Source organism: Pseudoalteromonas shioyasakiensis (assembly GCF_024518675.1).
GTDB classification, from domain to species: domain Bacteria; phylum Pseudomonadota; class Gammaproteobacteria; order Enterobacterales; family Alteromonadaceae; genus Pseudoalteromonas; species Pseudoalteromonas shioyasakiensis_B.
The window spans coordinates 423725-448378 of the sequence record NZ_JANIGL010000003.1 but is presented as its reverse complement, the minus strand read 5'-3'; the positions used below and the strand labels follow the sequence as shown (position 1 = coordinate 448378).

Genomic DNA, 24654 nt, shown 5'->3' with positions numbered 1-24654 from the left:
TAATTATTTAAATGGCATCAGTAATAACGTTTTTATTGATGCATTTTTTTTGTTTGCAGGGTACTGGCTCAAACCAACTTGCAAGCGGGTGTCATCTTCAGTTGCGCAGGCTTTATAACTTCTAAACAGCTTGTCCCACCAGATCACACTAAAACCATAATTACTGTTAGTTTCGTTGCTAAGCTGGCTATGGTGAATACGATGCAATTGCTGAGTGATAACGACAAACCGCAACACCTGCTCAGGCTTTTTTGCTAACCGAATATTGGCATGGTTAAACAAAGCAAAACCATTCAGTGCAATTTCGAATATGAGTATAGCGATGGCCGGTGCACCTAACGCTGTAACGGCAACAAGTTTAATTAATATGCTAAGCACAATTTCAAGTGGGTGAAAGCGTAGGCCTGTACTTGCATCTATGTGGCTGTCTGCATGATGGACTTTGTGCAAACTCCACAGTAGCGGTATCTGGTGGAATAGCCTGTGCTGCCAATAAATAAGCATATCGAGTAATAAAATACTGAACGGAATCGTTAGCCAAAGTGGTATTTGGATAAAGTTAAAAAGACCGATACCTTGCTCTGTATTGTAAATGGCAAGCGCGGTTAACCCGATAGGTACAGTTAATCGAGCAATAACAGATGAAATAAGCACTAAACCAAAGTTACCTAACCAGCGATGCTTTGCAGTCACTGTGGATTTACGAGCAGGTTTTAACCCCTCAAACAGCATCATGATGGCTAATATACTGATAAAAAATCCGAGTCGCCAATAAAGTTCATTATTCATCTGTATTTGACTCTTGTTGTTTGAGCGTGACATAGCCGCCATAAATACGGGTAACAATTGTAATAGCGCAGGCAAACGCAAATACATAGGCCATAATGGCAAAGTGCTCTGGCCAAATACAAAAGGCAATAAACAGGGCAATGGTTTCTGTGCCTTCGGTTAGACCATTTAAATAATAAAAGCTTTTATATTTAAACTGTGGTTTTTCAAGCTTAAACTTTTCAGCGGCAATCGCGAAGGCTAAAAAGCTTGAACCAGTGCCAATAAAAGTGGCTAATAAAATGGCGCCAGCAATGGCGTTTTGCTCAGGATTTGCCAGTATAAAACCAAGTGGGATCGCAGCATAAAATAAAAAGTCTAAGGTTATATCTAAAAAGCCTCCCGCACTTGAGCTTTGCCCGCAGTATCGTGCCAATGCACCATCAAGCCCATCGAAGATACGGTTAATAATAATTGTTGCAAGTGCTAAGTACCACAGTTTCAAAGCCAGTAACGGGAGGGCAAGTAAGCCGATGGCAAAGCCTGCTAATGTGAGTTGATCAGCTGTAACCCCACGTGCAGCTAAAAACTTAACCACAGGGGTTAATACTGGCTTTATAACTGGCGTTATATACTTATCAAGCATGTGTAGCTTCCTCAGCATTTAAATTTATGATTTTGCCGTTAGCTGCATCTGCATCGCTTTGATCGTGTGTCACCATGATTGCAGGAAGTTGATGTTCACGTATTTGATTAAAGACCAATTGGCGAGTTTCATGGCGTAATTGGCTATCGAGTTTACTAAACGGCTCATCAAGTAATATGGCTTTAGGTTGGCTTAATAATACCCGAAGTAAAGCTACACGGGCTTGTTGGCCACCTGATAAACTGGCTGGATCACGCTGCTCTAATCCGTCAAGGCCTACCTGTTCTAGGGCTTGAGAGATTGTTTCACTGCGGTGCTGTTTAGCCCCTTTAGGCATCGCAAAAGCAATGTTGCCCGCAACGGATAAGTGCGGGAATAGTAATGGATCTTGGTATAACAAACCAATATGGCGTTGATGAGCCGGTGTGTGGGTTATATCCTGTTGGTTCAAAAGCAAACTGCCTTGGGCATGGAATTGTTGGGGTAACATACCCGTTAACCAGTTTAATAACGTTGATTTACCGCTACCTGATGGGCCCATGATGGTTAAGATTTCTCCACCAGGTATAGACACATCAATATCAATAAGCGGGCACTGTTGACGCCAGATTGTGAGTTGTTGAATCGCTAATAATGAGCTCATCTTACGCCTTATGTTGATAATGTTTTAGAAGTTTAGGTAAAAGCCAGGCAAGTGCAAAAGCCAGTGCAGGCAGTAGCATTTGCATTAATGCATAGACTGAACTGACGCGTCTGCTGGCACCGCTTGCCAATGTAACTGCTTCAGTGGTAATGGTGTCTATTCGCCCGCCACCATTAAGTAAAGTGGGTAGATATTGGCTAAAACTAATGGCCAACCCAAGTGCAAAAGCAATACATATGGGGCTGATAAGCATGGGCAGTTTCACGCGCCAAAATACACTCGCAGGAGTAGCGCCTAAACTCGCTGCTAAATTAGCAAAACGTGGGTCTAGTCGTCGATAACTACTGGCCAGTGATAAAAACACATAGGGCACAACGAATAATAAATGACTAAAAATTACATTGAATAAAGCATGTTGGCTATTTAGTTGCTCTTGCAGCCACACTAAGCCAAATAAAAACGCAATGCTGGGAATAAGCATCGGTAAATAAATAACTAAGCTTGCGAAGCGCGATAAACTTTGCGCTCTTTGTTGCTCCGCTTCTAGGGTAAATAAAGTAAATATAACCGCGATAAACGTGGCTGAAAAGCCTATTAAAAGCGTATTGATTAATGATGTATGCATTTGAATTAGCGCATTTTGCCAGTGCATAAAAACAAATTGTTCAGGCAAACTTGATGGAAAACGCCAATATCCTGCAAAAGCCCAAAGTACGAGGCCCGCTAATGAAAGTACAACACAACTAATTAAAATGAACGTTGTAACGTGAGTAAAGCGCATAATATGCTGGCCTGCGTAATCACGTTTGCCATTAATAATACTTGTTTGGCTGACACGCTTGGTGAGCTTTTCCAGTAGCCACCAAGCTGCTAATAAAGTAATGGTCAATAAAAGTTGAATTACCGCGCCAGCAGATGCTTTGATACGCAAGCTTAAATCCACATCATTAAACCAGTGCATAATAGCGACTGCGAGTGTCGGTGGAGCATTAGGCCCTAATATAAGTGGGATCTCAACATTGGCACTGGCATAAGCAAGAACGGCTAATACGGGTAATCGTAAAAAAGGATATAAGTTAGGTAGCACCACTTTAAAAAATGCGGTCATCGGGCAATAGCCTAGGCTTAATGCGATTTTATGTTGCGCGCGTAACTTGGCTCCTAGGTCAGCTTGCGCTAATGCAGCCAGTGCCATAAGTAATAAAAATGGTAGTTCCTTTAGGGTCAATCCCAAAATCATACTTATTCCCCAAGCATCATGGGGCAGCAACCAATCAGGTGGGCTTTGCCAGCCACTTAGCCAAGGTGAAAACAGTCGTGAAATCATCCCAGATGGGGTAATTAAAAAGCTAATAGCAATGGCCGCGGCTGCATGGGGAATAACTAAAATCGGCCCTAATAAGCGCTGAATTCGATAAAGCCAAGGACTATTAAAATAGCAAGCAAGTATCAATATAGTGATGATAAAGGCGAGTAAAGTACTGCTCAATGCGCTAAAGGCACTGAGTAAGACCATTTGGCTAAAGCCAGCGGTATCAATAAGGGCGTTGAAGCCTTGTAATGAAAAACTCATCTTATTGAGAGCTGGAATATAGCCAAATGCCGGTAACAACACGCCTACAAGACCACCTAAAACAGGCAAGATCAGTAAAGCCATAAGTAGTTTGGGGGTATGTTGCACAGCGTGAGTAAAAAAATCAGCAGATTTGATCATTGTTCAACCTGCTTTTTAGCGTTTTTAGCGTTTTTAGCGCCGTAGCGCAGCAACCACTGCTGGTTTATCAGCGCCACCCAACTAGGGTGAGGCTCTGCCAGAGATGGGCTATTTGATGTTGTTTTTAAGCTACTAGGGTGAGTGTTGGTTTGATTAAATAGCGCCACTTGTTCAGGGCTGAGTGTTGCAAGGTCAAGCACGGTTTGGTCGCCCCATACATTGGCTTGTTGTTTTTTTGCTTGTGCTTGGGCACTGAGCATAAAATTAGCGACCAGTTTGGCGCTCGCGCTATGACTGGCGTTATAGGGAATGGCAACAAAGTGGATATTACTCAAACGGCCATCGTGCATTGCATAACTACGAATACTGGTGGGTAAATCATAACGTTTAACTGCGGCAGGTACCTCAGCAGCAGAAAAAGTCATGGCTAAGCTCAGTTCAGTGTCACCCATTAGGCGCCTTAATGCCGTACTGTGAGAGACAAAATAGCGACCCTTGCGCCAAAGGTTTGGATGTAATGCATCTAAGTACTGCCACAAGTGGGGTAAAACAACGTCTGCGGCCTCTTCAGTGGCAGCTTGATAAAGCAAATGTTGCTTACTTTTAGGCGTTAAACTGATCAAGGCGTATTTTAAAAAACTAACGCCAATAAAATCGGGTGGCTTTGGGTAAGTAAAGCGGCCTTTATTATCGACACTCCAATTAAGTAGCTCTTGTAAAGTAAATGGTGGCTGCTTGGTTGCTGTACGGTCGTAGTAGAAGGTAAGAGCTGCTTGCCCCCAAGGAGACTCCATCCCCTGAGTTGGCACCCCAAAATCCAAGGTAACAGCGGGGTTTTTATCCGGGTTTGTTAAAGCAAAGTTGGGCAGTTGTTGAGCCCAATTAGCTCTAAGCAAACCATGTTGTGCCATAGCCGCGAAGTTAGCACCATTGATCCAAATAAGATCAACTTTACCAGCATGGTGGTTTCCTGCTGACTTTTCTGCCAGAACACGGCTGACAGCTTCGCTGGTATCAGTGAGCTTAATATGCTGTAAGTTGATGTTGTATCGTTGTTTAACTTGTTCAGCAAGCCAATCGATATAGTTATTTATTTGTGGATCGCCACCCCAAGCATGAAAATATACATCTGAATTTTTACCTTCATCAACAACGCTTTGCCAATCGCTCGCCAGTCCTGATGGTACCCACAACATCGCGAGCAATAGCAAAATAATGCTTTGATGAATGTGCAAAAGAAAAGCAGGTAACCATTTACTGACTATCATTCAGTGCCCAGTCGTAATCTAAAAACTTTATTTTCATCGTGTTGTTATTTAATTGCTGCTGTTGTTGTGCAGTTAAGTTTAGCGCATTTGGGTATAATAAAATAAAGTCGGCTAAGGAGTGTGTACCAGCACCGCCTTTTTCAAAGTCACCTTGATACCATTTAAAAATAGAAGACAAATACAAAGTGTCGCCATCGCTATAATTGCGTGTTTTATCGGCCAAAAAACGCGTCGTTTGATGCGTTAATTGTTGCTCTAAGTGCTGTGCATTATAGGCTTGTTCACGCAGTGCAGGGCAACCTATACTGGCACAGTTTACGGCAAAATGAATGCGTGGCTCATTATATTTATTGTCACCTCGGATCAAGGTGTGTTCGATATTATCTAAACTTCGTGTTTCACCTAATAAAGGAATAAACTCTTTGCGCCAGGGTGAACTAAAAAAGCTGCCAAGATCTTTTATTGAGTCGATTTTTGGGTATTCACTAAGTATAAATTCCACGGTCCAAGCGTTGTACGCATTAATCAAAAAGGCGAGCTGGGTCGCCTTGTTCCAACTGTCAAAGTCGCTCTTTTCTACCTGAGATAATGTATTTAAGTAGGTCTGCAATTTTGCTTGTTCAGTTTTAAACCCGGCATAATCAGCTTGGGTACTTACGCCTTCATTAATGCTTTTAACGTGTTTGTTGAGCAATTCATTCCAAGGTTGATGAATTGCATTTGCTTTTTGCTCAGCTTGCACTGTGGTGCTGGCTATAAAAGCCAACACCATAACTAACAACAAGTGGTAAGCTAACTTCATATTAGCCTCTGCGCCATGTGTGGTATTTTTCAAGCCAATTGAGCACAGTTTGTGGCGCATGCGCTCGTTTCCATTCACCAGCCGCGTATTTATTCCCTTCAGCCCATGTTGGGTAGCTATGAATGGTACCAAGTATTTTGTTAAGGCCTAAGCCATGCTTCATGGCTAACACAAATTCAGCTATTAGGTCGCCTGCATGCTCCGAAACCACAGTAACACCGAGTATTTTATCTTTGCCTTTAGGGGTAATTACTTTGATAAAGCCTTGGGTTGCGCTTTCTGTAATTGCTCGATCTAGCTCTGCAAATTCAAAGCGCGTTATTTCGTAATCAATGCCTTGCTCGATAGCATCTTGTTCGTTCAAACCAACGCGGGCTACTTCTGGATCAATAAACGTGGTCCATGGGATCACACGGTAATCGACCTTGAATTTTTTTAGGTTACCAAATAAGCCGTTTACCGCAGCGTACCAGCCTTGATGCGCGGCAACGTGGGTAAATTGGTACGGGCCAACAATATCGCCTGCGGCAAAAATGTTCGGGTAAAGGGTTTCTAAGTATTCGTTAGTGATAATAGTGCGGTTGGTTTCTATACCTAGCTCTTCCAGGCCATAACCTGTTAAGCGAGCGCTTCGGCCTACGGCGCATAGCAGTTCGTCGTATTCAAGCTCAAGTTCTTGCTCGTTATGCTTAACAATAATGTATTTTTTGCCATCGCGAGCTTCACAGCGCAGTGCTTGGTGATTGGTTAATACATTCACGCCACTGGCTTTAAGTGCTTGTGTTGCAAACTCAGAGACCTCCACATCTTCTTTGCTCATGATGCGGTCACTCATTTCGATTTGCGTAACCGATGAGCCTAGTCGTGCAAAGCTTTGCGCCAGCTCTGAACCAATTGGCCCACCGCCCAGTACAACGAGCTTTTTAGGTGCGTGATCAAGTTCAGCAAATTTGTTCCACAATGTATCGCTGGTGACATAGCCGGTTTCTTCAATACCAGGGAGTGGCGGCACGAACGGGCGGGCTCCGGTTGCAATAACAAGGGTTTTAGCGGTAAGCGTTTGGCTGCTACCGTCGTTTAATTTAATTTCCACTGTCCACGGATCAACAATTTTAGCGTAGCCTTTTAGTACTTCAACACCTAGGTTGGTGTAACGCTTAACACTGTCGTGTGGGGCGATATCTGCAATGACTTGGTGTACGCGGGCCATCACTTTTTTAAATGAAAACTCAGCAGTGCTACTTTCTAAGCCATATTTATCAGCATGCTTAAATTGTTCAGCGACTTTAGCACTTTTAATAATGGCTTTACTTGGCACACAACCATAGTTTAGGCAATCGCCCCCCGTTTCACCGGCTTCAATTAAGGTGACTTTTGCTTTAACGGCTGCCGCAATATAGCTGGTCACTAAGCCGCCGGCACCACCACCAATAACAATCATATTACGGTCGAACTGTTTAGGTTTAGTGTAACCTTTATAAACACGGCGTTTTTTTATGGTATTTAAAATGGCTTTGGCAACTAGGGGAAATACACCAAGTAATACAAACGATAAAATGAGATCCAGTGACAATATACCTGATAGGCTATCTATTTGTGCGAGTTGGGTACCTGCATTAACAAATACAAATGTGCCAGCGAGCATGCCAATTTGGCTTACCCAATAAAAAGTCCATGATTTAATTGCAGTGACACCCATTAATAAATTGATTAAAAAGAATGGAAATACCGGCACTAAGCGCAAGGTAAATAAGTAAAAGCCTCCTTCTTTTTCAACGCCTTTATCAATGGCATCAAGACGCTCTGGGAAACGTTTTTTTACCGTGTCTCGTAATAAATAACGTGATACTAAAAAGGCTAATGTAGCCCCTAATGTTGAAGCAAATGAGGCAACGAGTAGACCTTCAACCAAGCCGAATAAAGCGCCTGCAGCTAAGGTTAAAATTGCAGCGCCTGGTAATGAAAGGGCAGTGACCGCAACATATAACAAGAAAAAGCCGCCGATGACCAGCAAAGGAGATTGCTCTCGCCATTGGCTAAATTGCTCCATTGAACCTTTTAGGCCCTCTAAGGTAAGCAGTTGGTGTAAATCAAAATGAAAAAACAAGCCTACTGTAAGCAAGGCAATAATAAGTAATAATAGTTTTTTTAACATGTGCTCTCGCTTTAAAAATTATAGTTAAATGTAAGTTTGGCATGAATCGGCAGCTCTGGGTAAACTAATGTTGAGCCAAAGTAACCGCCTTCAAATACCGGGCGCCAATTATCTTGATTGGTGACATTTGTGATATCTAAACGCAGTGCGGTTTGCTCGTTAAATGCATATCGGCTGTTGACGTTTAGTGTGTATTGGTCGCGAATATAAACCGTGGCTAAATAATCAAGTGGGTAACTCTTTGTGTATATACCTCCGAGGCCGACATCCCAATCATCAGTAATCGAAATACCTGCATTAAAACTAACTGACTGCTCTGGAATGCCCTGTACGCGCTGCGTTGACGGTGCAAACGAGGCAAAATTAGGTGCGCCTACCGCGGTGCCATTAATAATATCAGGCCGTGAGTTATCAAATGCATCGGCAACTTGGCTTGAATCCTGGCTACTAGCTGAATTGTCGTACCGTGCATCAATATAACTATAACCGGCACTAAACCAGTGATCAGCAGCATCGTAAAAAGCTTGCGCTTCAAATCCTTTGGTACGTACTCCGGTATTACTGCCGTCTCGGTTACGTAAGCTGCGGCGCTGATCAAACAGTGCACCATCTACATACCATCGGCTGTCAGCGGGGGCGTATTTTAAACCGACTTCAGCAAGGGTATTATCAGTGGCAAAGTTTTGCGCGCTAATTTTGTTATCACTGCCCAGCACATTACCGCCCGCCATACTGTTTGAAGTGGCTTGGTTGTAACTGCCTGCAAGATAGCTCGTTAGCACTGGTGTTAGCTTATAATTGATACTTGCCTGCGCAGCATGCAGGGTTTCATAAATAGTATCGCTTGCGGCTATTTGCCCTTGAGGTGCAATAGGGTCGCTGGCTTTAACATCGTAGTAATCTATACGGTAACCGGCGCTAGTATTGAGTTTACTGCTCCATTGGCTGTCATGTTGAATAGCAACCCCTGTTTGCCAGCTGGTGGAGTGTGTTGTATCTGATAGAACATAGTCGCCCACACCATCGTTATTTAAATCATATTGACCACCCGGGGAGACAAACACTCCGGGGCGAAGCTCCACTAACCGTGCTTGCTGCTCAGGAGTTAATGGAATACGGCGGTTTTCGATTGGCCCCGTTAAATCGATAGGTAAGTCGGCCTCTGTAGTAAACTGGCTGTAACCTTTGACTTTATTGTAACGAACATCAAAGGCAAACAAGGTACTTTGCTCTTGATTCCATTGATAATTCAACTCAGTTCGATTTTGTGCTGTATCAGCACCATCGATAATTTCAACAAAGCTGTTTTGTGCAATACCTTCGCGTTGCAGATGCTGAAAATAAGTAATGTTTTTAATAGCCGTTTTACTATTTAACTGATGCTTATAAATACTGTGTAATAAATAAGTGGTGGCATTGTTTATGTTTTCAGGGTCGGTTAGCACTTGGCTTCGTGGGATCACCACTTGCCCCGTTGGCGATACAATAGCGCCAGCACCAGGCACTGTACTGCCGTTTGCCTGTACACCTTGTCCGGTAATGTACAGGCCGTCATCGATGAGTGCTTGAGTTGGGCGGTTTATTCCTGCGTTATCGGTATAATCAACTTGGTAAAGCTCAAAATTCATATCCCAACTGGTTTTATCATCAGGTAAAAAGCGTAAAGCAGCAAATAGGCTGTCACTTTCATACCCAGCATAATCATAAAAACTGTTATTTTCTATGTGCTCAGCGCTGACTCTAAAGCCACTTTCACCTTCTACAATCGGGGCTGAGTAATCAAGCTGGGCACTGTACATATCCCATCGTCCTGCTGAGAGTACGATTTTACCTTGAGAGGCATGAGTACTCGCTGTCTTTGAATGTAAATTAACAAAACCCCCATTACGCTGACTGCTACCGAGCAAAACCGGTGGCGCACCTTTGACTACATCAATTTGCTCAACGGCATTAAACGATACCGGGATACCAAAGCCATTATTACCAGCTTGGCGACGCATACCATCTTGATAAAGCTCACCTAATTGACCTCGTAAAGTGGGTAAACTGGGGGCACCAAAGCCGCTTGCAGCATAACTGTTTGGTGTAACAGCGAGAATATCTTGCAGCGTGGTGATGTTAAGTTGTTCAATCATATCGCTTGAAATAGGTGTGACCGCACGAGCGATATCTACAAGGGCCAAGTCATCACCAAATGGCCCGCTAATAGTGGCATCTTTAGGTGATAATTGCTGTGCTGATAGCTTGTCGGCTGATACGTGTATGACTTCTATCTCGCTGTTTGCTTTTGCAAACGCTGTAAAGTTGGCACTGATGCTTAGCGCTAAAAATGCGTATTTCAAAATGATCTCACTACAGTTTTGGTATATGTACGTCTAATGAGACCTCTATGGGGTAAAAATACTTTCACTAATTTTTCAATTATTTATATTTAAATTTTTTTGCAATAAATTATTAGTTAGTCGGTCTTGTTGTTTTTAGTAGTAAAAACCCGAAAGGAAAACCAATGACACAAACAATAACAGCTGATACCCAAAACCGCCTGCAATGGTCGCTATTTTCACTACGTTTAGGCGTATTTGTAGTAATGCTTATGTGGACCTTAGATAAGTTTGTCAATCCAGGGCACAGCGCTCGTATTTTTGAACACTTTTATGGTATCAGTGGCTCAACCGATATCGTTGCGTATGTTTTAGGTGCGCTACAATTAATATTGGTTTTGGCATTTATGGCGGGGGTTAAAAAACGCGTTACCTATGGCTTAATCTTCTTAATGCATGGCGCGTCTACACTTTCATCATACGCACAATATATTGATGGCTTTAATAACTTACTTTTCTTTGCCGCATGGCCAATGTGGGCTGCGTGTTTTGCATTGTATTTACTGCGTGAGCAAGATGTAAAATTCACAGTAAAATAAGTAGCACTAAAAAGCCGCGTTGTCCGCGGCTTAATTAACTTGAACTTTGGTTAAGAGAGTTACTAATGCATAGCATTGTTGTATTTATCAGCCAATGTTTGTTTTTGGCTTTGGGTTAGTGCTTTACCTGCTAACTGAAATACTTCTTGCTCTTCTTCATCAAGATGATGGTGCACAATATGATGCAATTTTTTAGCGGTCACTAGCCAGCCTGCAGAGCTCATATCAGTTTGTTCAAGCTCTTCAACCAATTCATCAATATCGTGATGCTCAGCTACACTGTGACGTGCTTTGTCTTGTGTTAAATCATCACACATTAATGGATTATAGAAAAACCGTTCTTCAAATTTAGCGTGCTCTTCTAATTCTGTTTTTAAATCGTCCATCAGTTTTTGGCGTTTTGCTGAATCGCCATGTGTTTCAATTAGTGCATCGACAAGTGAACGTTGCTTATCGTGATCGTGACGTAATGCTTCAAAAATATTCATGATTTTTCCTTGCTTTGCTCATTTATATATTTAAATTGCAAGGGCTAAGCCAAATTGTAAGAGGCTGTTTTTAATCGTGTTTAATTTTTGCATGGTGTTAGGCAGGGCAAAACAGTGTAAAAGTTACCGATTAAAATGAAAAAGGCCAACACTGTGGTTGGCCTAAAATCTTAAACGTTGTAGCTAAGAATTACTTATTTGCGTCTTTAACCGCTTTAAGTTTAGCTGCATGGTCAATTTCAAATGCCGGCATGTCTTTATTGCCGTCGATTAAGTAGTTATCCATCCAGCGCATTAAACGTAAGCTGTAATCGTATTGCGCGGCTACTTTGCGGTTACCATGCCCCTCACCAGGGTAGTAAACAAGACGAACATCTTTACCTTGCACTTTCATGTAACGGTACATTTCCATTGATTGTGCAGGGTGAACACGTGGGTCATCTTTACCATGCATGATTAATAATGGGGTCTCAGATTGGCCTGCCCAGTAAATAGGGCTGCGCTCTAAGTACCATTGCCATTTATCCCAAGGGTATGAACGGGCATGTACCAAGTTCATTTCATTAGAAATATCGGTGGTACCAAACTTTGAAAGTTGGTTGGTTACACCAACAAACATAACGCTTGCTGCAAAATGTTTAGTTAGTTTTGTTGCCGCCCACGCTGATGCATAGCCGCCGTATGAGCCACCAGTTATACCAACACGTTTAGTATCAACTAACCCCATTTCAACAAGGTGGTTTTTAAAATCAACTAAGTCATCAAACTCTTTACCAGCATAATCGTTTTGGCCAAGCTTAGAGTATTCAACACCTTTACCAGTTGAACCGCGGTAGTTAGGGTAAAATACCGCGTAACCACGTGCAGCACCCATTTGACCAGGACGTGAATAGTTAGTTACCCAACCGTCTTTATCGTGGCTTTCAGGACCACCGTGAACAGACATAATTAACGGGTAACGAGTGCCTTCACTGTAATCAAGAGGATATACCAGTACACCATCAATTTCTACGCCATCACGGGCTTTTAATGAAATGGTTTCTTGCTTAGCAAAACGTTTGTCGTTTAACCATTGGTTGGAATTAGTTAAGCGCTCAGCTTTTGTACCGCGAACAATAAAGACTTCATTAGGGTGCTTAGCTGTATTACCTCGAAGCGCAAGGGTTTTATCAGAGTCAGAAATGCTCAGGTTAGATGCAATAAACTCACCTTCTTTGATAAGTTTTTTGTACTTATTTGAGCCTGTTTTGATGCTCGCGACAAAGCTTTGAGTGCCAACATTGGCAATAAAGTTTAAGGTGTTACGCTTATTTGACCATTCAAAATCAACAACGTGGCCCATAAAGTTGGGTAACCACTCAGTGATTTCTGCTGTTTTAGTATCGGCAATGTATAAGCGCCCAGTTGCAGGGTCGTGTTTATCCTCAGCACCTAAAATAGCAATGTATTTGCCATCGTGGGATAGCTCTGCATCACCCAGTTTACCTTCGGTTTTAAACGATAACGTCACTTTATTGCTAGCAATATCGTACAAATGCCACATTGATTTTGTGTATTTGTCGTCAATTAACGCGGTAGGCTGGGTTTTAACTAATAATTTTTCACCATCGGCAGCCCAGTTAACATCACTAACGTAGTTTTCTACGTTAAGAGCGCTAGGGCTAAGAGGCTTGTCTGCTTTTGCTAAATCAACAATAAACAGTTGTTTGTTTTTTAAACCGAGTTCATAGACTTCAGCTTTAAAGCCAAGTTTTTTAAGTTCTTTATCAGACTTATCGGCAGCAGGCATGGCCAAGATGGCTAATTGTTGGTTATTAGGGCTGAGCTGATAGCTTGAAATTGATGTATCTTTTAATGACAATACTTTTTGCGCTTGGCCACCGTCAACCGGAATTTGGTAAAGAGCTGTGAACTTATCATCTTTTAGTTTCGCTAAAAAATAGATAGTTTTGCTGTCGTTTGACCATTGAATGCTTTTGATACTGACAGAGCCGGTAATGAAAGGGCGCTCTACACCTTCATCATCAACCACGTAAAGTTCGCTGTAAGTACTGCCATTTTCATCCAAATAGAGTTCACGTGGCACAGAGCGAGTAAACGCAACGCTGTCGCCATCTGGGCTAACGCTGGTTTGGATCACTGATTGAATCTTCGTAATGTCCTCAACAGTAAGAGGCGTGGCTGCAGTAGCAAGAGAGCTTGAAAGCCCAATTGCGAGCGCTAAGCTAGTTTTTAACATGAATGTTTCCTTCGCTTGTTTTTAATTATCAATGCAGTATATCAGGATGTACCTGCAAAACTAAAATATGCGTTAAACCTCCAATGCCTTTCGATAGCAATTTTCACAGCGCTAAGTAAAGGCTAAGCGCTGCTTGGGGTTATAAGCTCTTTTTCGGTGGCAGCGCTACATTGGCAAATATTAACCCTGCCACCAGCGACATAAATATTAAGAAGGTTTGTTGACCGATATGATCTGCAGATACAAAATCTTGTCCTTCTATCAACGAGTTTAGTCCGATATAGGTTTTGCTACCCGGTACTAATACAATAAGGCCTTGCATGGCAACGATTGAAGCTGGTGCGTTCGCGACTCTATTAAATAGATTACTAAATACCCCTACAGAGAACGCGCCTATAAATGTACCTAAGGTATAATCTAAGTCTAAATAAATAGCTGGGCCGATACTGGTGCCATAGGCAATAAAACCAGAGGCAATTGACCACGCTGCGTGCTTTAATTTTGTTCTAAAAATAACGATTAAGCTACTACATAAAAGCAGAATGGCTAGGCAAGCAGTCCATTTGGGTAACGGCTCAGGTTGAATAAAATCAGTTTGGCCAAACATGGCAAAGCCAATCGCAATACCAATAAATGCGCCAAAGTAGAGTTTAAACAACAGCATAAACGAGTCCATCACCCGTGCGGTCCCTGACACTAAATGCCGGGCAGCAAGTTCTGCTAAGCCAAGTGCCAGTGCAAGCCCAGGTATAAACACGATAATGGCAGAGAGCACAATAAGGCGAATATTTATTTGCGCATCTATGTAAACACTAATCGCACAGGCCAATATAGCTGAAATAATTGCCACAAGCGGCTCAAGCATGTGAGCAACTCGTTTCGAACGAGCCGACCAAAGTACAAATAAATATACAATAAATGTAAGTAAGCCGGACCAGATGACGTCATTCCAGCTGGTGCCCATCAACATTGCAAATGCCCCGCCCGAGGTGGCAAAAGCAATACCTGTTAAAAGCTTATTATAGGGGTTTGGTGCTGCAAAAATAATATCCAGTTGGTGATCAACTTCTTGCAAGGTTAATTCATCGTTCAGCATTTTATTTACTAGATCATCTGTATCGGCTAATGAGCCTAAGTCGTGATCGCCAGGATCAACCCGTGCTACATGGGTGTATTCATCTTCATGGCCGTCAGTCCAAATCACAAAGGTGACAGATGTAGGCGACATAACAAACGATGATTTTAAGCCAAGATAGGTTGCCACTTCCATTAAATGTGCTTCAAGGCGGTACGCAGGCGTACCGTATTTATGAAGCATTTTGCCAAGCTTTACGATAAATTTGCGTTTTTCAGTAAACGTTGCGGTTTTCAAATGAGTTTTGAACCAAAATTTAAATTATTCAGTTAAAAAATATAGACAATACAGCTTAAATTGCCCAGCTATTTGGCGGCGATTTTAAACACAAATTTGTTCCTGTCTAGCTTTTTTTACTTGTTTTTTGCTTCTATCCATTGTGCCATATATTGAGTACTGCGCATGGTATGGTGTTTAAGCATTTGGCCGGTAAAATTACTTTCTCTGTGTTGTATTAAGTTGCTTTCAATAGCCACAATTTTATTTATTAAATTAGCTGCTAGTTGTGCTTTATCATAATGAGCGCTTAGCAGTGAGTGGGCATTCTTTTGTGCGTTTAAAAACTGGAGTGGATCTTGGTAAAGTGCCACTGCTGTATCTGCAAAACGTTGAGGATCATTTTCAATTACACCTGGCCAAGGTAACTCGTCATGCATGCCTTCACTACCAACTGTTGTGGTGACACTGGGTGTTTGCATGATCATCGCTTCTAATAATTTACCTTTAATACCTGCACCAAAGCGCAGTGGTGATAAACATACACGGGCATCTTCCATCACTGTATAGGCATTATCAGCCCAGCCTTTAATTAAAAAGCCTGTTTTAGGGTTATTGAGTGCGGTTGCTTTGGGTGGCGGGTACGAACCATAAATGTGCAGCTCTGCTTTTGGTAGCTGTTTTCGTATCAGTGGCCAAATTTGCTGTAAATATAATACTGCATCCCAATTTGGCGCATGACGAAAGTTGCCGATGGTCATAAAGTGTTGGCGTTGCTCAAATGATTTAGTTTGTGCGGGCAATGCAGCCAAGTCGACCATAAATGGTAGATGGTGTAGTAACTGACTATCGACTTTAAATACATCTGCCAGCAGTTGCATTTCAAAGCTGGAAATAATGAGGCTTAAATCACAGCGTAAAATGGCGGCAATTTCACGCTTGGCAATATCTGAATGCAAATCACTGTGGCTAAATTCGCGATTGCCCTTATGGGCTTCGTGGCGCGCGTTACGTAGGCATTGTAAGTCTTCTGTATCGAGGATTTTAAGGGCATTAGGGCAATGCTTATCTACGCGCCAGCCAAATTGTTCTTCCATCATAAAGCGGTCAAACATTACGATATCTGGCGCATAAGCCGTTACGTATTCATCAAAGCTACTGCAATTGAGTGCTATTACCTGACTACTAATACCGTAGTCTTCTAGGTTTTCCATGTGCTCAGTTTTTTGTGCTGGGCTGGCAAATTCTACTTGCCAATTTTGTGATTTAAATGCGTTAAGCAGTGACATCATATGTGTACCAGCAGCTGAGGAATTTGGCTCAGGCCAAACATAGCCAATAACTAATACTTTTTTCATTTACTTGAATCTCTAATTTGTAAGCTTACATCTACCAAGGTGCGTACGGGGGCCGCGGTATTGTTTAACAGCTCTTGAAGGGTATGGCAGGTACGTTTGCCAATCTCATGTGCGTCAATAGCCACAGTGCTTAATGAAGGCGACATAAGTTTTGAATCAGCAAGGTCGTCAAATCCGACTACTTTTATGTCTTTGCCTACGCTGAGTCCGTGTTGTCCGATAGCTTCAATGACGCCGTAAGCAATGACGTCATTGAAACAAATCACTGCTTTTATATGAGGGGCTAGTTTATATAATTGGTTAAAAGCATCTCTACCGCCTTGCCGATTGGTTACTGCTTTGATGACTGGTTGGGTGTTAATGTTAAATTTTTCTAGTGCAGACAAAAACCCATTTAGGCGCTCGTGGTAGTCAGAAATATCGTCGGTACCGCCTAAAAACGCGATGTCGGTGATCCCCTGCTCAAGAATATGCGTTGTCGCTAGGTGAGTGCCTTTTTTGTTGTCAGGTAAAATGGTTGGCGCACGACTATAGGGTACTTCTCGCATAATATTGATAACAGGAAAGTTATGTTGAATTAGCTCATCTAGCCATACTTGCTCAGTCCCTGGCGCCGGGCACATTATAAATGCTGCTACGTTGTACTCTTTAAGGTTTTTAACAACTTGTTGTTGGCGTTGATAGCTCTCTGCTGTATTCACCAACATAGGCAACATACCCATAGCGTATAAATGCTCTTCAAGCCCCACAGCAAGCTGAGCTGCGAACGGGTTTGTTAGGTCGTTAATAATTACCGCGACTAAATTTGAGCGCTTACTTCGCAGTGCGGCAGCGTCACGATTATAGACATAACCTAGCTTATCAATTGCCTGTAGTACCTTTTCTTTGCGTTTATCGCTGACTTTGTCACTTTGCGTAAGCACTAATGAGACAGTCGATTTTGATACTTCAGCTTCTTTGGCTACATCAAAAATTGTGACTTTATTGGTTTTATTTTTCATTCATCATTATACAAGAGTCAACATAATAGCTAAGTTTAACGTAAACAGGCTGATAAAGTCATTAAAGCAGTGTTTTAGCTGCTATACGAATGATTTATAAGCTAAGTCTTTATGAATGTACCGAAACATGTTTTACTTATCTAATAACAATTAAAAAGGAAAAATAATGAAGGCTTTTTCGCTTTTTTTAGCTCTTGCCGTAACATTTGGGGCCACAACCCCAGCTCATGCTGAGCAAGGCTATCAAACTCCCTCTAATGATTTAGCTGCGTTAGTTGATGCTAAGCTTGCGCCAAGCAGTTATTTATCTTCGGATGGTCAATGGCTTGCGCTATTTGATCGTAAACGCATAGAGTCACTTGATGATCTAGCCAAAGAAGAGTTTAAACTTGCGGGTGTAAAGCTCAATCCCGCTAATTTTTCACGCTCTCGCGAACGCACCAAGTTCACAAGCTTGTCTTTAAAGCATATTGAAACCGGTGCCGTGGTTACTGTTACTAATTTACCTGCGGGTGTGATCCGCTCGCCGAAGTGGTCATCTGACGGACAATACCTTGCGTTTATTGTCGAGCAGCCACAGCAGGCTAATTTATGGGTGTATAATACTCAAACAAAACTGGCCCGCCAGCTTGCAGATGTTGCTTTAAACTCGGTTTTAACCAGTAGCCCTTATACATGGTTACCCGATAGCACCGCAATTGTAGCGAATGCTGCGGTGAATATTGGTAAACCAAGACTAACCAACAATAGCCAAAATGTCGTTCCGATCATTCAGCAAAGTACCGGCGAAAAAGCGCCAGCACGCACTTATCAGAACTTGTTGACTAGTCCATTTGATGAGCAGCAATTTAAATTTTATGGTCAAGGGCAATTAACTTATATTCCACTTAGTGGTGTAGCGCGAGCAATTGGCAAGCCGGCTTTATTTAAGTCGTTCTCTGTTTCACCTGACTCGACGAATCTACTGGTAGCCAGTATAGATGAGCCCTTTTCTTATCAAGTGCCGTACAGTCGATTTGCAACCACATGGCAAATTTGGGGAATGCGAGGTTATGCGCTAGTGGAACTGGCTAAGCAGCCACTTGCAGATAATATTCCACAAGGTTATGACAGTGTTCGAACTGGCCGTCGTGATTTTGAATGGCGAGCAGATCAAGGCGCAGAAGTTATTTGGGCCGAGGCGCAAGATGGCGGTGATATGAAAACCGATGTGCCGCATCATGATTATATTTATTCTTTACGCGCGCCTTTTAAACGAGAGCCAAAATTATTTGCTAAAATTGAGCGCCGTTTTGCTGGAATTGAGTGGGCCAATCAAAATGTGGCAATGTTGAGAGACTGGCGCTTTAGTGATCGCCAAGTACGCACGTTTGTTATTCAACCGCGCAACGCTGATAGAAACCGAGTGCTGTTTTCTGAGCGTAGTTATAATGATGCTTATAAAAATCCAGGCAGTGCAATTTATGAACGTAATGATTTAGGCAGCAGTGTCATTAAAGTAGTGGGTGGTCGATACATATTTTTACGCGGCAATGGTGCATCTGAGCAAGGTAATGTGCCGTTTTTGGATCAGTATGATATAAAAACAAATACAACAAAGCGTTTATGGCAGTCAAAAGCGCCATATTATGAACGCGTTCGCGCCATGCTTGATGATGAAGGTGAACGATTAATTACCATTCGTGAGTCTAAAACAGAGCAGCCTAACTTTTTTATTCGTGATTTAGATGACGATACGCTGACCCAGCTGACAACGTTTGAACACCCATACCCTGCGTTCAAAGGAGTAACAAAAGAGTTGCTGCGATACAAACGTGATGATGGTGTAGAACTATCTGGTACCCTCTATCTTCCTCCAGGTTATGACAAAACGCAAGGCACACTTCCTGTGCTTATGTGGGCTTACCCGCTTGAATATAAAGATAAAGCAGTGGCATCTCAAGTACGTGAATCACCTTATGCGTTTACCTATGTAGGTTATTGGGGACCTATGCCATATCTTGCTAAAGGCATTGCGGTATTTGACGACCCGAAAATGCCCATTGTAGGCGTAGAGGGTAAAGAGCCGAATGACTTGTTTAGAAAACAGTTAGTATCAAGTGCGCAGGCCGCTGTGGATGTGCTTGTTGAAAAAGGCATTGCCGATAAAGACAAAATTGCTATTGCAGGGCACTCGTATGGTGCATTTATGGTGGCAAACTTATTAGCACACAGTGATTTATTTAAAACTGGTATTGCCCGAAGTGGTGCTTATAACCGTACCCTGACACCCTTTGGTTTTCAAGGTGAAGAGCGTGATTTTTGGCAAGCACAAGATGTGTATGCAGCGATGTCGCCATTTTTTCATGCTGAGAAAATTAACGAACCAATGTTGATGATCCACGGTCAAGAAGATCCGAATTCAGGAACCTTTCCAATGCAAAGTGAGCGTATGTACGCTGCACTTAAAGGCTTAGGCAAAGAGGCTCGCTTGGTAATGCTACCTTATGAAGCGCATGGTTATAAAGCGCGTAAGAGCTTATTGCATGTACTTTGGGAGCAAGAGCAGTGGCTAGAAAAGTATTTATTAAGTGATGGAGGTACTGCTGAGTCAGCTACACCTGGTGAGTGATTTAGTCTAATTTCAATTAAAAAACGCGGTTTAATATCGCGTTTTTCGTCCCTCTTTGTAAAGTATTTTTCATAATAATGTAATTAAGCTGTTACCTAGGTGCCATGTAAATGGCATCTAACTGTCAAAATTCTTCCTTATTGTAGCTGCTCTTAAAATAATAATTTTGTACTTACCAAGGAAATAAGATGAAATTAAAACCACTTGTGGGCAGTCTACTAATGCTCGGCGCTTTATCTGGCTGTGATCTCGATAATAATAATGATATGGACCCAGCACGGTATCAGTTAATGCTCGAAATTACGCCGCAAAGTGCGGGTAATGTTGTGATTTCACCTGAGCGTGAAGATTACGAAGAAAATGCTATTGTTATGTTAACGGCTCAGGCTGCAGAGGGTTATGAGTTTGTATCATGGACGGGTGATATTGGCAGCGCTGATTATGACACCCTGTCGCTTACATTAACGATGGATAGTCATAAAGATATTACAGCGACATTTAGCGCTGTTGTGATGCCTGAAGAGGGTGAGATTGTTATCAATGAGTTGCGCTCAACAGGTGGTGGCTATGATTATATTGAGCTTTATAATACTTCAGATGAAGCATTTACCTTTGATGCTAACTGGGCAGTAAACGATATTAAAGGTTTTTCAGAAGATAAAGAACCTGGAGTTAAAATCCCGCAAGGCACAGTCATTGAAGCCGGTGGCTTTTTAGTGATTGCAGTGGATCAAACAAGTGTACCGTTTGATGCGCCTGCGGGCACGATTGCCGCCAGTGAAGGTGACACTGATTTTGGTTTAGGTAAAGGTGATACCGCGTTACTTGTTCATAATAATGAGATTGTACAAAGCATAAACTACAATGATGGTAGCCATGTTGAAACTTGGGGCCGCTTACCAGATGGTGGTGCTTGGCATAGCCAAGATGAAGCACTAGAAGCCACTCCAGGTTCAGCCAATAAACTTCCTGATGTGGTCGAGGGAGCAACGACTGCAGATATCGTAATTAACGAAGTGGTGTCAAAAGGCCGCGATGACGCCGATTTCGATTACGTCGAACTTTACAACAAATCATCAGAACCATTTGTATTTAGTGAAAATGAGTGGGAATTAGTTGATTTAGACCGTGAGGCCAATAACGAAGCGGGCATGATCATTCCTGGTGGTACTGAAATCCCTGGGCATGGTTTTATTGTGCTTATACCGGACATGGTCGAAGGGGCTGCGCTACCAAATGGCGCGCCTGCAAATGCAATATTTAACAATAATGAAGACTTTGGTTTAGGTAAAGGCGAAACAATTAAGCTTAAATACCAAGGTGAAGTACATGAGCAGGTAAGCTACGGCGATTTCCATGTAAACAGTTATGGTCGCTTCCCTGATGGTATGGACTTTATTGATTTAAATGAAGGTAATGCACCACAGCTTTATGCCAGCCCAGGTCGTAAAAACTTTGCCACACCAGCCACTGTTGCTACGGCAACGACCCTTAACTTTACCGCGTTTAATAACCAAGAAGCTGAGCTGGAAAGCAAAGGGTTCCGTGTGTTTGGTAAAGATGCTGATTTAGCCACCGACGTGGAGCCTGAGTACATTGCAGTATCAGCAGATTCAGCAACAGCTTGGGTGTCATTACAAGAAAATAATGGCCTTGCGAAAGTTGATTTAGTGGGCATGAGCATTACTGATATCTTTGCGCTAGGTCTTAAAGATTACGGTGTAGTTGGCAACGAAATTGATGCCAGTGATAAAGATGATGTAATTAACTTACAAACACGTGCAAATGTGGTTGGTATGTATCAACCAGATGGTATCGCAACGTTTGCACAAGACGGCACTCACTACGTATTGACCGCAAATGAAGGGGACGTGCGCGATTGGTTCACTAACTTTGAAGAAGGTGAGAAAGTTGCTGACGTGATACTCGACGGTTCAGTTTTCACCGATGCCTCTATGCTACAAACCGATGCTGAATTGGGTCGTTTATTAGTTTCGCAATATGTTGATTCTGATAGTGCAGCTTCAAGTCATAATAAATTGCATAGTTTTGGTGCTCGTTCATTCTCTATTTACAATGGTGATACCGGTGAGCAAGTCTTTGACAGTGGATCATCATTAGCGATTGAAGCGCAAAAAGCGGGTGTTTATCCAGATGACCGCAGTGATGCGAAAGGCACTGAGCCAGAAAGTATTACGACGGGGATGGTCGGTGATAAGCGTTATGCCTTTATTGCGCTTGAGCGTGCCGATGCAGTTGCAGTTTATGATATAACAGACGTCAGTGCAGTATCGTTTGTACAAATGTTAGTAACGCAAGATGATGATGCACCAGAAGGTGTCTTGTTTATTGACGCAGCCCAAAGCCCATCAAGTAAAGCTTTAGTTGTTGTTGCTAACGAAGACAGTGGTAACTTAACTGTATATAGCGAAAACATTGACGGCAAGTTTGAGTTTGCTTCTCGTTTGTTATTAGAAGGCGGTGAAGGGGCTGCTGAAATCAGCAGTTTTGATGCAAGCACTAATCGTTTATTCGTCGTTAATAATGGTTCTTTAATCGATTCACCTCGCATAGAAGTCATTGATTTTGCAAACCCTGAAAATATCACTAAATTGGATGCAATTGATATTAGCTACTATGGTGCTGGAGTTAACTCGGTTTCAGTTGCCAATGGCCAACTGGCTGCGGCAATTGAATCAGGTGTGAAAACTCACACTGGTGTGGTTGCGGTATTTAACACCATGACGTACGAGCTGGAAATGATTTCAACAGTCGGTGCATTGCCTGATATGGTCACATTTAGCCCTGATGGCAAGTTAATCTTAACCGCTGACGAAGGCGAGCCAAGTGAAGACTATAGCCAAGATCCACTGGGTACTGTGTCTATTATTACCATGCCTACAGCGCAATAACATTTCTTGCTGCTAACCGAAGGCCTCCTTATTGAGGCCTTTATTTTTATTACTGTAAAATAAAATCATCAATAGGCTGTTTAGTTAGTTTACCTATTTGCATAAAAGTAAAAATAATCGCGCCAACGAGTAACACCATGGTTGGTGCAACAATGACCGGGTAACTTAACCATGTCATACGGCCTAACTCTTCTGCATAGGCAGTAGTGCCAGGCATACTGACCACAATCGCTTTAGCTAAAAAGTAATTTAAGGTTGCTGATAAAAAGAATGCACTGGCAACTATAAACCCAGCTAAACGCATTTTTGCATCAAATACGGCGGTGTTGTTTTGTTGCTCTAGTGACTGAGTTAATTTTTCTATGTCTAACAGCTCAGGGTTAATTAATAACTTGCGTATGAGCGGGTAGGGAGTGTACTGGCTGATCAACACAATAATGCCAATAATCCCAGGCACCATAGCTTCTTTTATCGCAATGTACTGTGGGTCAAGCTCAAATAAACTAATACCGCCAGTAAGTAGTACACTGATAATCCCCAAAATAGAGAAAAAGTTAACTTTGCCGGATTGCTTTAGCTCCCATAAACCAAATAATAGTGGGAAAGCCAAGGCTACGACAACCGCCCAAACGGGACCGAGTGTGTCAGGGGTACTAAAACGGCTCAAAATTACCGCAGGTAAAATAATATTAAAAATAAGATTACTGAAAAAATTACTTTTCTTTTTAGGTGCTGTCATTGCTTACATTTAATTAGAACAATATTGCGTAAGTATATACTTAAGCAGACCTAAGATACACACTGCTTGCGGTGCCAGTTATAAGGTTGCAGAAATTTCATCAAAATGCTGTTTTAAAATATCAATCGCGATAGTTGTCTTAGCGGCTAAGATATCCCGCTCTGGTGTCATTGCGAGTACGTCGTATTTGGGCAACTGCCATTGTGGGCACACTTCAATTAATTCACCATTGTCTAATAAAGTTTTCACTTCCGGTTTGGGCAAAATAGCGTAGCCTACACCATCACACACTAGCTGAATGATACTGTGCATGTTATTCACTTTAATACGGGGTTTGGGTAACTGAACGCTTTGTTGATCTTGCTTATGGGTAAGTGGAAACTCTGCTGAACTATGGGCAATACGGGTGTAATTAGTTAGCTGCCAGGGCGCAAGTAAAGAATTAGTGGCTAATTCGTGGTTTGTAGATACACATAACGTGAGTGGCCAACTAGCAAGAAGCCGAGCGACAAGGTTTGTTTCATCTAACGGGCCAATGGCAATGGCTAAATCAGCCCCTGACTTTATCATATCTACAGGTTCATCTGATAAACTCAGTTGCACATCGAAATCTGGGTATTGATCTGTTAATTGTTTTAATGGTTTACTTAAAATCCCACCACCGAAACCTACCGGAGCAACAAGCTTTAATTGGCCACTTGGCCTATTTTGCAATAGCTGTAATTTTTCACTCGTTTGTTGTGCTGCACTGAGGATGGCTAAACAGCTTTGATAATAGAGTTCACCAGCTTCTGTCAGGGTTAAATCACGAGGACTACGGTTAAATAAGCTTAAATTTATTTCACGCTCAATTTGTTTAATTTGTTGACTGACTGCTGACGTGGTCATAGCAAGCTCTTGAGCCGCTTTACTCATACTGCCAGTTTCAACAATTCTGACAAAGATACTTAATGAGCGAAATAGTTTTGGATTCATCTAATGTCGTCTTATGGTGTTTTAAATGTATACAAGCACGGAAAAGTTATATAGTGCCGGAAAG

At 42.2% G+C, this 24654-nt stretch carries 18 protein-coding genes; 3 read left to right on the top strand and 15 right to left on the bottom strand.

Annotated elements, in window-relative coordinates:
• Window positions 1–3: 3 nt before the first annotated feature.
• The 8 genes from NQT69_RS11430 to NQT69_RS11395 are packed head-to-tail and all read right to left on the bottom strand — an operon-like array spanning window position 4 to window position 10338.
• A complete protein-coding gene (locus NQT69_RS11430; RefSeq protein ID WP_256827796.1) occupies window positions 4–789 on the bottom strand; it encodes a sterol desaturase family protein in 786 nt (261 codons plus the stop codon).
• Window positions 782–1414, bottom strand: a complete 633-nt coding sequence (locus tag NQT69_RS11425) for a CDP-alcohol phosphatidyltransferase family protein (protein ID WP_256827795.1) — start codon at window positions 1412–1414, stop codon at window positions 782–784. Before NQT69_RS11425 ends, NQT69_RS11430 begins: the two co-directional genes overlap by 8 nt.
• Complete coding sequence (locus NQT69_RS11420) at window positions 1407–2057, bottom strand: ATP-binding cassette domain-containing protein (RefSeq protein ID WP_256827794.1); 651 nt, start codon at window positions 2055–2057, stop codon at window positions 1407–1409. Before NQT69_RS11420 ends, NQT69_RS11425 begins: the two co-directional genes overlap by 8 nt.
• Before the next feature lies 1 nt (window position 2058).
• A complete protein-coding gene (locus tag NQT69_RS11415) occupies window positions 2059–3771 on the bottom strand; it encodes an ABC transporter permease (protein ID WP_256827793.1) in 1713 nt (570 codons plus the stop codon).
• The gene (locus NQT69_RS11410; protein ID WP_256828068.1) at window positions 3768–4967 is read right to left on the bottom strand and encodes an ABC transporter substrate-binding protein; all 1200 of its coding nucleotides are present in this window, start codon (window positions 4965–4967) and stop codon (window positions 3768–3770) included. The genes NQT69_RS11415 and NQT69_RS11410 overlap by 4 nt, the downstream gene beginning before the upstream one ends.
• 58 nt (window positions 4968–5025) lie before the next feature.
• Window positions 5026–5811, bottom strand: coding sequence for a DUF547 domain-containing protein (locus NQT69_RS11405; RefSeq protein WP_256828067.1), 786 nt, complete (start codon window positions 5809–5811; stop codon window positions 5026–5028).
• A 31-nt stretch (window positions 5812–5842) separates the two neighbouring features.
• Complete coding sequence (locus tag NQT69_RS11400; protein WP_256827792.1) at window positions 5843–7996, bottom strand: FAD-dependent oxidoreductase; 2154 nt, start codon at window positions 7994–7996, stop codon at window positions 5843–5845.
• Between the two features lie 11 nt (window positions 7997–8007).
• The gene (locus NQT69_RS11395; protein ID WP_256827791.1) at window positions 8008–10338 is read right to left on the bottom strand and encodes a TonB-dependent receptor; all 2331 of its coding nucleotides are present in this window, start codon (window positions 10336–10338) and stop codon (window positions 8008–8010) included.
• Between the two features lie 164 nt (window positions 10339–10502).
• Here NQT69_RS11395 and NQT69_RS11390 point away from each other — a divergent pair, with 164 nt between their 5' ends.
• Entirely contained in the window at window positions 10503–10916 is a 414-nt protein-coding gene (locus NQT69_RS11390) for a hypothetical protein (RefSeq protein ID WP_256827790.1), read from the top strand.
• A 62-nt stretch (window positions 10917–10978) separates the two neighbouring features.
• Here the strand turns inward: NQT69_RS11390 and NQT69_RS11385 are convergent, their stop codons facing one another.
• The 5 genes from NQT69_RS11385 to NQT69_RS11365 form a co-directional block, all read right to left on the bottom strand.
• Entirely contained in the window at window positions 10979–11404 is a 426-nt protein-coding gene (locus NQT69_RS11385; RefSeq protein WP_256827789.1) for a hemerythrin domain-containing protein, read from the bottom strand.
• Window positions 11405–11594: 190 nt separating this feature from the next.
• Window positions 11595–13643, bottom strand: a complete 2049-nt coding sequence (locus NQT69_RS11380; RefSeq protein ID WP_256827788.1) for an alpha/beta hydrolase family protein — start codon at window positions 13641–13643, stop codon at window positions 11595–11597.
• Between the two features lie 139 nt (window positions 13644–13782).
• Entirely contained in the window at window positions 13783–15015 is a 1233-nt protein-coding gene (locus tag NQT69_RS11375; RefSeq protein WP_256827787.1) for a threonine/serine ThrE exporter family protein, read from the bottom strand.
• 116 nt (window positions 15016–15131) lie between these two features.
• Window positions 15132–16352, bottom strand: a complete 1221-nt coding sequence (locus NQT69_RS11370) for a glycosyltransferase (RefSeq protein WP_256827786.1) — start codon at window positions 16350–16352, stop codon at window positions 15132–15134.
• Complete coding sequence (locus NQT69_RS11365; RefSeq protein ID WP_256827785.1) at window positions 16349–17353, bottom strand: LacI family DNA-binding transcriptional regulator; 1005 nt, start codon at window positions 17351–17353, stop codon at window positions 16349–16351. The genes NQT69_RS11370 and NQT69_RS11365 overlap by 4 nt, the downstream gene beginning before the upstream one ends.
• Window positions 17354–17519: 166 nt before the next feature.
• Between NQT69_RS11365 and NQT69_RS11360 the strand changes: the two genes are divergently transcribed.
• Both NQT69_RS11360 and NQT69_RS11355 read left to right on the top strand, forming a co-directional pair.
• Window positions 17520–19964, top strand: coding sequence for a S9 family peptidase (locus NQT69_RS11360; RefSeq protein WP_256827784.1), 2445 nt, complete (start codon window positions 17520–17522; stop codon window positions 19962–19964).
• 188 nt (window positions 19965–20152) lie between these two features.
• Window positions 20153–22876, top strand: a complete 2724-nt coding sequence (locus NQT69_RS11355) for a choice-of-anchor I family protein (protein ID WP_256827783.1) — start codon at window positions 20153–20155, stop codon at window positions 22874–22876.
• 49 nt (window positions 22877–22925) lie between these two features.
• Here NQT69_RS11355 and NQT69_RS11350 read toward each other — a convergent pair whose 3' ends face one another.
• Both NQT69_RS11350 and NQT69_RS11345 read right to left on the bottom strand, forming a co-directional pair.
• A complete protein-coding gene (locus NQT69_RS11350; protein ID WP_256827782.1) occupies window positions 22926–23615 on the bottom strand; it encodes a VC0807 family protein in 690 nt (229 codons plus the stop codon).
• A gap of 78 nt (window positions 23616–23693) precedes the next feature.
• A complete protein-coding gene (locus NQT69_RS11345; protein WP_256827781.1) occupies window positions 23694–24590 on the bottom strand; it encodes a LysR family transcriptional regulator in 897 nt (298 codons plus the stop codon).
• Window positions 24591–24654: the final 64 nt, after the last annotated feature.